This is a genomic window from Mycobacterium sp. (genome assembly GCF_049802695.1).
Taxonomy (GTDB): Bacteria; Actinomycetota; Actinomycetes; order Mycobacteriales; family Mycobacteriaceae; genus Mycobacterium.
Genome location: NZ_JBARMY010000308.1, coordinates 1 through 10,151 on the forward strand (window position 1 = coordinate 1; position 10,151 = coordinate 10,151).

The window sequence follows — 10,151 nt, forward strand, 5'->3', positions numbered from 1 at the left end:
CACTCCTTCGAACGTGCTGCGCAGTTCGGTCAGAGGGACGGAGAACAAGTCTTGCACCTCGAGCACTTTCGAGCTTTGGTCGACGACACCGATGCGCACGACCGGCAATCCGCGGGCGGCGCACAGAGCCAGGAATCGGCTCTCGTCCTCGCGCGGCGCGGCCACCAAAACCCGGCCCGACGATTCGGAGAATAATGTGACGAACGGGTCGCTGCGATCGGGAAGGACGATGCGACAACCTATTCCGCCTGCGAGCGCCGACTCGACGATCGCCTGCGCCAGGCCGCCCTCCGACAGATCGTGCGCCGCGGACACCAGGCCCTCTTTCGCTGCCGCGCTCAGAACCTCAGCCAGCAGGCGTTCGCGGACCAAGTCGACGGCCGGCGGTTGCCCACCGAGATGCCCGGCGCTCACCTGTGCCCACACCGAGCCGTCGAAATCGTCTTGCGTGTCACCAAGCAGCAGCAGCGTTTCACCTGACCGGGTGCCGAAGGACGTCGACAGACGTCGGCTCACATCGTCTATGACGCCGAGCACCCCGACGACCGGGGTGGGGTGAATCGCGGCCGACCCGGTCTGGTTGTAGAAGCTGACGTTGCCCCCGGTCACCGGAATACCAAGGGTCGCACAACCATCGGCCAGTCCGCGGACCGCCTGGGCGAACTGCCACATCACTGCCGGGTCTTCCGGCGAACCGAAGTTGAGGCAGTTGGTGACGGCGACCGGGGTGGCGCCGGTGGCGGCTACGTTGCGGTACGCCTCGGCCAGTGCGAGCTGGGCGCCGGTGTAAGGATCCAGCAGGGTGTAGCGCCCGGACGCGTCGGTCGACACCGCTATGCCGCGGCCGGTCGACTCGTCGATGCGCAGCATCCCGCTGTCGGCGTACTCGGCCAGCACGGTGTTGCCGCGCACGTAGCGGTCATATTGTTGGGTGATGAATGCGCGGCTGCAGAGGTGCGGACTGCCCAGCAGCGCAAGCAAAGTCGCGCGCAGCTCCGCACCGGTCGCGGGCCGCGGCAGCTTGTGTGAATGGTCGGCGTTCAGCTCGTCCTGCCAGTCGGGGCGGGCCACCGGGCGCTGATAGACCGGCCCCTGGTGGGCCACGCTGCGCGGTGGCACGTCGACGACCGTTTCACCGTGCCAGGTGATCTGCAGCCGGTCGCCGCCGGTGACCTCTCCGATCACGGTGGCCAGCACGTCCCACCTGCGGCACACCGCCAGGAAGGCCTCCACGTGCTGCGGTGTGACCACCGCGCACATCCGTTCCTGCGACTCGCTGCACAGCACTTCGGCAGGCGTCATGCTTTGGGTGCGCAGCGGTACGGTGCTCAGTTCGACCGCCATGCCGCCGTCGCCAGCGGCCGCCAACTCCGATGTGGCACAGGCCAATCCGGCGCCGCCGAGATCCTGGATGCCGACCACCAGGTCGGCGGCGTACAGCTCCAGGCAGCACTCGATGAGCACCTTCTCCATGAACGGGTCACCGACCTGAACCGAAGGCAACTTCTTCCGAGATCCGCTTTTGGGATCGAGCGTCGATCCCGTCCCGGATCCTTCTTCATCAGCGGCGAATGTCTCTGAGGCCAGCACCGAAACCCCGCCGATGCCGTCCAAACCGGTTCGCGCGCCGAACAAGATGATCTTGTTGCCGGTGCCCGAAGCGAACGCCAGGTGCAGGTCCTCCTTGCGCAGCACCCCGACACACAACGCGTTGACCAACGGGTTGCCGGCGTAGCAGGCGTCGAAAATGGTCTCGCCGCCGATGTTGGGCAAGCCCAGCGAGTTGCCGTAACCGCCGATACCGCGCACCACCCCGTCGAGCACGCGGCGGGTGTCCGGGGCGTCGGCCGCACCGAAGCGAAGCTGGTCCATCACCGCAACCGGTCGGGCACCCATCGCCATGATGTCGCGCACGATCCCACCGACACCGGTGGCCGCGCCCTGGTAGGGCTCGACGTAGGACGGGTGATTGTGCGACTCCACCTTGAAGGTGACCGCCCATCCGTCACCGATGTCGACAACGCCGGCGTTCTCACCGATGCCGGCCAGCATCCCCGCGCGCATCTGCTCGGTGGTGGTCTCACCGAAGTAGCGCAGGTGAACCTTGGAGGATTTGTACGAGCAGTGCTCGCTCCACATCACGGAATACATGGCCAGTTCGGCGTCGGTGGGCCGGCGGCCGAGGATCTCGCGGATGCGCTGGTATTCGTCGTCTTTCAGGCCCAGTTCGCGGTACGGCTGGGGTTGATCGGGGGTGGCTGTAGCCAATTCAAGGGTGTCGACTGCCTGAGTGAGCCCGAACGTCACGAAGACAGTCTAGATTCCGCCTGTCACCACGCACGTGAACCGCCCGGTGACGACGACTACCGGCGCTCGGCTCAGTCGGGCGACAGGAACGCCTGCAGGGCCGCGGCGTAGGCAGCGACGTCGTCGGCGCCCATCAGTTCTCGCGCGGAGTGCATGGCCAGTTGGGGGGCACCGACGTCGACGGTCGGGATGCCGGTGCGCGCCGCGGTCAACGGGCCGATCGTCGAGCCGCACGGCAGGTCAGCGCGGTGTTCGTAGCGTTGCAGCGCGACGCCGGCCTGCCGGCACGCCAGCGCGAACGCCGCGGCTGTGCGACCGTCGGTGGCGTAGCGCAGGTTGGGCTGCACCTTGAGCACCGGTCCACCGTTGATCGCGATGAGGTGACCGGGTTCATGCCGTTCCGGATAGTTGGGATGCGTCGCGTGTGCCATGTCTGCCGATGCCACCGTAGAACCGGCCAGCCGGCGCAGGAAGTCTTCCCGGTTTCCACCGGCGGTCAGCACGATGCGCTCGAGGATGGTCAGCAGCAATTCGGACTGGGCGCCGTGATCGGACGTGGAACCGACTTCCTCGTGGTCGAACAGCGCCAGCACCGGCAGGTATCGGCGCGGCTCAGCGGCCAGCAAGGCGTGCAGCCCCGCGTAGCAGCTGGCCTGGTTGTCCAGTCGCGGCGCGCTGACGAACTCGCCGTGCGCCCCGGACATCGTGGCCGCCGCCAGGTCATGAGTCATCAGATCCGCGCCCAGCACGTCGCCGGCGTCGACTCCGGCCTGCCCGGCGACGTAGTCCAGGAAAAAGCCCGAAGTGTCCCCGGCTCCCCACACGGCGTTGACGTGGCGTTGGGGGTCCAATGTCAGCGATTTGCGGTCCTCGGCCAAGTGAATGGCCAACTGCGGCACCCGCAGGATCGGCGCGTCGACGCGGACGAGCAGGTGAGCGATGCCGTTCTCGTTGCTCTCGTCGCGCACCGACAGTCGGCCGCTGATGCCGAGGTCGCGGTCCAGCCAGGAGTTCAGCCATGCACCGCCGTACGGCTCCAGCGCGACCACCTGCCACCCTGCGACCACTCGGTCGGGATGCTGTTTGACCCGCAGATTGGGGCTGTCGGTGTGCGCTCCGATGACCCGGAACGGCCGCCCGGTGTCGCCGCCGCTGTCCCACGCCACCACCGAACCGGCCCGCACGACGAAGTATTTGCCCGCACCAGGCCACCCGTCGGCCTCGGACAGCTCGGTGTAGCCGGCGGCGCCCAGCGCCTGAGCCACCGTCGCACACGTGTGGAAAGGCGAGGGGGACGCGTCGATGAAGTCACACAGGCCCGCTGCCGAAGCCGCCATGTTCCCATCTTTTCATCACAGTGTCGCCAGGAACGTTAGGGTCAGTGCGTGCCCGCTGTGCAGCCACAACCGGTTCTGGAGCCGTTGACGCCGGCGGCGATCTTCCTGGTGGCCACCATCGACGGCGGCGGCGAGGCGATCGTGCATGACGCTCTGCCCGACATCTCCGGGCTGGTGCGAGCTGTCGGCTTCCGCGACCCGGCGAAGCGCTTGTCTGCGGTCGCCTCGATCGGGTCGCAGGCATGGGACCGGTTGTTCGCCGGTCCGCGGCCTGCTGAACTGCATCCGTTCGTCGAACTGCGCGGCCCGCGGCACACCGCCCCGGCCACCCCGGGCGATCTGTTGTTTCACATTCGCGCCGAGACGTTGGACTTCTGCTTCGAGCTGGCCACCCGGCTGGCCGAGGTAATGGCCGAGGGAATCACCATCGTCGACGAAGTTCACGGGTTCCGGTTCTTCGACAACCGCGACCTCCTCGGATTCGTCGACGGCACCGAGAATCCCGACGGGCCGCTGGCGGTCAGTTCGACCCGGGTCGGCGACGAGGATCCCGCATTCGCCGGCTCCTGTTATGTGCACGTACAGAAGTACCTGCACGACATGGCCGGCTGGAACTCGTTGTCGGTCACCGAGCAGCAGCAGGCCATGGGGCGGACCAAGCTGGACAACATCGAGTTGGACGAGGCGGAGCAGCCGGCCGATTCGCATGTGGCCTTGAACGTCATTGAAGACGCCGACGGCAACGAGCTCAAGATCGTGCGGCACAACATGCCGTTCGGCGATATCGGTAAGGGCGAATACGGCACCTATTACATCGGTTACTCGCGCACGCCGGCCGTCACCGAGAGGATGCTGCGTAACATGTTCATCGGTGACCCGCCTGGCAACACCGACCGCATTCTGGATTTCTCCACCGCCGTGACCGGCGGTTTGTTCTTCTCCCCCACCGTCGATTTCCTCGACGATCCACCGCCGCTGCCCGGTTCGCAGGCGACGGTTTCGGCAGCGGAATCAACAACAGGGGCAGGGTCTTTGGCGATCGGCAGCCTGAAAGGAACACGTCAATGAACAATCTCTACCGGGAGCTGGCTCCGGTCACCGAACAAGCGTGGGTCGAGATCGAATTGGAGGCGACCCGCACCTTCAAACGCCACATCGCGGGGCGCCGCGTGGTCGACGTCAGCGAACCGGGCGGCCCCGTCGTCGCAGCGGTCAGCACCGGTCGGCTCATCGATGCGGATGCGCCGACCGACGGAGTAGTCACACATCTGCGGGCAAGCAAACCGCTTGTGCGACTCCGCGTCCCGTTCACTCTGTCGCGCGGTGAAATCGACGACGTGGAACGCGGCTCCCAGGACTCTGACTGGGATCCGGTCAAAGAGGCCGCCAAGAAGCTGGCGTTCGTCGAGGACCGGACCGTCTTCGAGGGCTATGCGGCTGCCTCGATCGAAGGCATCCGCAGGTCCAGCTCCAATCCGCCGCTCACCCTGCCTGCAGATGCCCGCGACATTCCCGACGTGATCAGCCAGGCGCTTTCCGGGCTGCGGCTGGCCGGTGTCGACGGCCCTTACTCGGTGTTGCTGTCCGCTGACGTCTACACCAAAGTCAGCGAGACCACCGAACACGGTTACCCGATCCGCGAACATCTGCGCCGGTTGGTCGACGGCGACATCATCTGGGCGCCTGCAATCGACGGCGCCTTCGTGTTGACCACCCGCGGCGGCGATTTCGACCTGCAGCTCGGCACCGACGTCTCGATCGGTTACCTGAGCCACGACGCCGAGACTGTGCAGTTGTATCTGCAGGAGACGCTGACTTTCCTCGCCTACACCGCGGAAGCGTCAGTCTGCCTGAGCGCGTGAACTCAGGCCGAGCCCGGAGGATAGTCGCTGATGGCCACCTCGGACGGATTCCATCCGGACTTCGACGCAACGCATCAACGCCCGAATCAGGCGCGGGTGCATCACATCAAAGCGGCGGAGATCGATTCGGACACCGCGCAGAGCGACAGTATGCGGCGCTTCGCCGCGCTCAGCGGCCGATCGGTCGGTTCGGAAAAACTGTGGATGGGCGAAACCCATGTCGCGCCCGGAACCGTCTCGGCCAGTCACCATCACGGCGAGTCTGAAACCGCGATCTACGTCCGAAGCGGCAACCCCGAGTTTGTGTTTCACGACGGAGTACAAGAGATCCGCATCGCAACCGAACCCGGTGACTACGTCTTCGTCCCGCCGTATCTGCCACACCGCGAAGAGAATCCGGATCCCACCACACCCGCCGAAGTCGTGATCGCCCGCAGCACCCAGGAAGCCATCGTGGTCAACCTGCCGGGGCTGTATCCGGTTTGAGCCTCAGGCCGCCAGGACGGAGTCCAACGCAGAATAGAACAGGCCGAGTCCGTCGTCCGAGGGACCGGTCAGGCCTTCGATGGCATGCTCCGGATGCGGCATCAGACCCACGACGCGGCCGTTGGCCGAACTGACTCCGGCGATGTCGCGTAACGACCCGTTGGGATTACCGGCGTAGCGAAACACCACTCGGCCCTCGGCTTCCAGTTCGTCGAGCACATTGTGCGGCGCGACGTAGCGACCCTCACCAGACTTCAGCGGCACCAACAGGTCCGCACCCTGCTCGAAGCGCGAAGTCCACGCCGTCGACGTCGACGCCACCTGCAGCCACACGTCCCGGCAGATGAAATGCAAACCGGCATTGCGGGTCAGCGCACCCGGTAGCAGGCCTGCCTCACAGAGCACTTGAAAGCCGTTGCAGATTCCCAACACCGGCAGCCCATGCTCCGCGGCGGTAACCACTTCACCCATCACTGGGGCGAACCGGGCGATCGCACCCGCACGCAGGTAGTCACCGTAAGAGAACCCGCCGGGCACGACGACTGCGTCGACGCCCTTGAGGTCGGCGTCGGCGTGCCACAGGCCAACCGGCTCAGCACCGACGAAACGCGCGGCCCGGGCGGCGTCGACGTCATCGAGTGTCCCGGGAAAGGTGATGATGCCGATCCGCGCCGTCACTGCGCCTCCCGGGTAACTGTCCAGTCTTCGATGACGGTGTTCGCCAACAGCGATTCCGCGATCTCGGCGAGCTGCGAATCGTCGATGGTGTCATCGACGTCCAGCTCGAAGCGCTTGCCTTGCCTGACGTTTGAGACGCCGGCGTGACCCAGTCGGCCCAGCGCCCCAACGATAGCCTGACCCTGCGGATCGAGAATCTCGGCCTTGGGCATCACATGCACAACCACCCGGGCCACGGGCGCTCCTCGCTGTCGGAAAGTTGATTGCTTGTCGCCGATTCTACCGGGCCGGCGGCTACCGTTGCCGCTGCGCGCACAATCGTAGCTATGCAACTGACACACTTCGGTCATTCCTGTTTGCTCGCCGACTTCGGCCACACCACGATCCTGTTCGACCCGGGCAACTTCTCGCACGGATTCGAGGGCGTCACCGGGCTGTCGGCCATTCTGATCACCCACCAGCACCCCGACCACGTCGACATCGAACGGCTGCCTGCGCTGCGCGACGCCAATCCCAACGCCCCGGTGTACGCCGACCCGCAGACCGCCGCACAGCTCGGCGACCCGGTCCTGCCGGTGCACGTCGGCGACGAGCTACAGGTAGGGCAGTTGACCATCCGGGCGGTCGGCGGGAAGCACGCCGTGATACACCCGGAACTGCCTGTCATCGAGAACATTTCGTTTCTGGTCGGCGACGGTGAACATCCGGCACGACTGATGCATCCCGGTGACGCCTTGTTCGTTCCCGACGAGCCGGTGGATGTGCTGGCCACCCCAGCGGCCGCTCCATGGATGAAGATCTCCGAGGCCGTCGACTATCTACGGGCGGTGGCTCCTGAGCGCGCCGTGCCCATCCACCAAGCGGTCATCAGCCCCGACGCCCGGGGCATCTATTATGGGCGGCTCAGCGAGATGACCAACGCCGACTTCCACGTGCTGCCTGAAGAGACCGGGGTCACCTTCTAATTCCTAGCGCGAGCGTGCGGCTGGCTTCACGCTGGGCGACGAACGTGCGGCTGGCTTCACGTTCGGCGACGCACCGTCAGGCGATGTCGGCGGCGGCTCCTCGACCGGCGGCCCGCCCGGAGAAGATGCAGCCGCCCAGGAAGGTGCCCTCCAGGGCCCGGTAACCGTGCACGCCACCGCCGCCGAAGCCGGCCACCTCGCCGGCCGCGTACAACCCGTCGAATGGCGTGCCGTCGGCCTTGAGCACGCGTGCGTCGAGGTCGGTCTCCAGACCACCCAGCGTCTTTCGGGTCAGAATGTGCAATTTCACCGCGATCAGCGGTCCGGCTTTGGGGTCGGTCAACCGGTGCGGCGCGACCACCCGACCCAGCCGGTCGCCGAGGTAATTGCGCGCGGCCCGGATCGAATTGATCTGACTGTCCTTGCTGAACCGGTTGACGACCTCGCGATCCCGCGCCGTTACCTCGGCGGCCACCGTCGCAAAGTTCAGCGGCGAAACGTCGGGCAGCTTGTTCATCGCGCACACCAGCTCGCGCAGCGAGTCGGCGCTGACGAAGTCGATACCGCGGTCGACGAAGGCCTGCACCGGCCCGGGCGGACCGGATCGGGCACGCGACGACAGCAGTTGGCGCACACTGCGTCCGGTCAGGTCGGGGTTCTGCTCCTGGCCCGACAGGGCGAACTCTTTCTCGATGATCCTGGCGTTCAAAACAAACCAGGTGTAGTCATAGCCGGAACGAGCGATGTATTCCAGTGTGCCGAGCGTGTCGAAGCCCGGATACAGTGGAGCGGGCAGCCGGCGGCCGCTGGCGTCCAGCCACAGCGACGACGGTCCCGGGATGATCCGGATGCCATGCGTCGGCCACACCGGGTCATAGTTGGTGATGCCCTCGACGTAGTGCCACATGCGGTCGCGGTTGATCACCCGGGCGCCGGCCTTCTCGGTGATGCCGATCATCCGGCCGTCGACGTGGGCGGGCACCCCGCTCAACAGTTGCCCGGGAACCCGGCCCATCCGCTTCGGCCAGTTCTGCCGCACCAGGTCATGGTTGCCTCCAATGCCACCGCTGGTCACGATCACCGCCGAAGCATGAAAGTCGAACTCGGCGACGACGTTTCGTGACGACGCCACACCACGGGCCGCGTCCGTCGGCTCCAGCACGCTGCCCCGCACGCCGGTGACCGATTCGCCTTCGACGATCAGCTCGTCGACGCGGTGGCGATGCGCGAACCGCACTTTCGGCCGACCCCGCAGCTGGCGCGCGAAGATCTCGACCAGCGCCGGACCCGTTCCCCAGGTGATGTGAAACCGCGGCACCGAATTGCCGCACCCGCGGGCGTCGTACCCGCCCCGTTCGGCCCAGCCCACCAGCGGGAAGATTCGCAGGCCGCGCTCACGCAGCCAGCTGCGTTTCTCGTCGGTAGCGAAATCGACGTAAGCCTGTGCCCACTGACGGGGCCAGTAGTCCTCGGGCCGGTCGAAGCCGGCGGTGTCCAGCCAGTCCTGCAACGCCAGTTCGCAGCTGTCCCGGACCCCCAGCCGGCGCTGCTCGGGGCTGTTGACGAAGAACAGGCCGCCGAATGACCAGAACGCCTGTCCGCCGAGGTTGCCGGAGTTTTCTTGGTCGAGGATCAGCACTTGCAGACCGCGGTCGGCCGCCTCGCAGGCGGCCACCAGACCGGCCAGCCCCGCTCCGACGATGATGACGTCAGCGGCCTGTCCGGCCCGGGTATCGCTCATGCCGCTACAGGGTAACGACCCGCGCGGTCAAGCTGCGTCCAACACCGCCCGACGGGCTCGCCACTGGTACACGGTCGGCGCGGCGTCGTGCAGCAAGGCCAGGTCCACGGCGTCGAGCATCGCCTGCAGCGGGCCCGTCTTGCGCAGCTGCGGTGCGGCGACCGCGACCCGCACGACCCCGCCCCGGCGCGCGGTTCGCTCAGCAGACAGCACCAGCATCCGGCACCACCACGGCTCCGCCAGGAAGCCTTCGCCGATGCCCAGCACCCGGGCCCGCACGGTGGTTTGCCGGACCAGGTCGGTCATCCCGTGCAAGGCCGCCAGCAGACGGAATCCGTTTCGCGGCAATGCTTTCACTGTTCCCGACGACACCGTCCAGCCCGGCGCGGCGAACAGCCGGGTACGCAGGCCGAGATGCTCAAGCACCCGGTCGGCGGCCATCAGCCGCAGATTAGCCTCGTGGGTCGGCAGCGCCGCGAACTCGCCGCGCCGCTTCTTGGTCGCCGCATCGTCGTAGCCGTGCAACAACACCGTGTCACCCCCGGCGCGCCGGGCGGCCAACCACTCCACGGTGGCCGGGTCCTGATCAAGGCGGTATCCGCCCTTGAGTCGCGGCGCAACCAACAGTGACACCGGCACCCCGCGGGTGTCCATCTGTCCGCAGAAGGCGTCGACATCGGCGAGGGTGCGCTCGCTGATCCCCGACACGGAGACGATCAAGCTTCCTGACATACCTCCATTCTGGCGATGGCAGGTTTCCGGACAGTGAAATCTG

The 10,151-nt window shown here is 66.5% G+C and carries 10 protein-coding genes; 4 read left to right on the plus strand and 6 right to left on the minus strand.

The genetic code is table 11. The features are described from left to right. Together purL and WA317_RS12590 are read right to left on the minus strand one after the other, a co-directional pair. Window positions 1-2,307 (minus strand): phosphoribosylformylglycinamidine synthase subunit PurL (purL, locus tag WA317_RS12585; protein WP_425173343.1); only part of this gene is annotated, 2,307 nt, incomplete at its 3' end. 71 nt (window positions 2,308-2,378) lie between these two features. Continuing rightward, the gene (locus WA317_RS12590; RefSeq protein ID WP_425173344.1) at window positions 2,379-3,644 is read right to left on the minus strand and encodes a M18 family aminopeptidase; all 1,266 of its coding nucleotides are present in this window, start codon (window positions 3,642-3,644) and stop codon (window positions 2,379-2,381) included. A gap of 48 nt (window positions 3,645-3,692) precedes the next feature. On the opposite strand from WA317_RS12590, the gene WA317_RS12595 reads away from it, so the two are divergent. The 3 genes from WA317_RS12595 to WA317_RS12605 are packed head-to-tail and all read left to right on the plus strand — an operon-like array spanning window position 3,693 to window position 5,992. Then, window positions 3,693-4,712: a Dyp-type peroxidase gene (locus tag WA317_RS12595; RefSeq protein WP_425173345.1), complete on the plus strand. Its 1,020-nt coding sequence runs from the start codon at window positions 3,693-3,695 to the stop codon at window positions 4,710-4,712. Further along, window positions 4,709-5,506 carry a family 1 encapsulin nanocompartment shell protein gene (locus WA317_RS12600; protein ID WP_425173346.1) on the plus strand — a complete coding sequence of 266 codons (798 nt, stop codon included), beginning with the start codon at window positions 4,709-4,711 and terminating at the stop codon, window positions 5,504-5,506. Before WA317_RS12595 ends, WA317_RS12600 begins: the two co-directional genes overlap by 4 nt. 30 nt (window positions 5,507-5,536) lie before the next feature. Further along, complete coding sequence (locus WA317_RS12605) at window positions 5,537-5,992, plus strand: cupin domain-containing protein (RefSeq protein WP_425173347.1); 456 nt, start codon at window positions 5,537-5,539, stop codon at window positions 5,990-5,992. A 3-nt stretch (window positions 5,993-5,995) separates the two neighbouring features. Here the strand turns inward: WA317_RS12605 and purQ are convergent, their stop codons facing one another. Further along, window positions 5,996-6,670, minus strand: coding sequence for a phosphoribosylformylglycinamidine synthase subunit PurQ (purQ, locus tag WA317_RS12610; RefSeq protein ID WP_425173348.1), 675 nt, complete (start codon window positions 6,668-6,670; stop codon window positions 5,996-5,998). Then, entirely contained in the window at window positions 6,667-6,906 is a 240-nt protein-coding gene (gene purS / locus WA317_RS12615; protein WP_425173349.1) for a phosphoribosylformylglycinamidine synthase subunit PurS, read from the minus strand. Before purS ends, purQ begins: the two co-directional genes overlap by 4 nt. Window positions 6,907-6,996: 90 nt before the next feature. Here purS and WA317_RS12620 point away from each other — a divergent pair, with 90 nt between their 5' ends. Then, a complete protein-coding gene (locus tag WA317_RS12620; protein WP_425173350.1) occupies window positions 6,997-7,635 on the plus strand; it encodes an MBL fold metallo-hydrolase in 639 nt (212 codons plus the stop codon). A gap of 76 nt (window positions 7,636-7,711) precedes the next feature. Here WA317_RS12620 and WA317_RS12625 read toward each other — a convergent pair whose 3' ends face one another. Together WA317_RS12625 and WA317_RS12630 are read right to left on the minus strand one after the other, a co-directional pair. Next, complete coding sequence (locus WA317_RS12625) at window positions 7,712-9,376, minus strand: FAD-binding dehydrogenase (protein WP_425173351.1); 1,665 nt, start codon at window positions 9,374-9,376, stop codon at window positions 7,712-7,714. A gap of 27 nt (window positions 9,377-9,403) precedes the next feature. Further along, complete coding sequence (locus WA317_RS12630; protein ID WP_425173352.1) at window positions 9,404-10,108, minus strand: DUF2334 domain-containing protein; 705 nt, start codon at window positions 10,106-10,108, stop codon at window positions 9,404-9,406. Window positions 10,109-10,151: the final 43 nt, after the last annotated feature.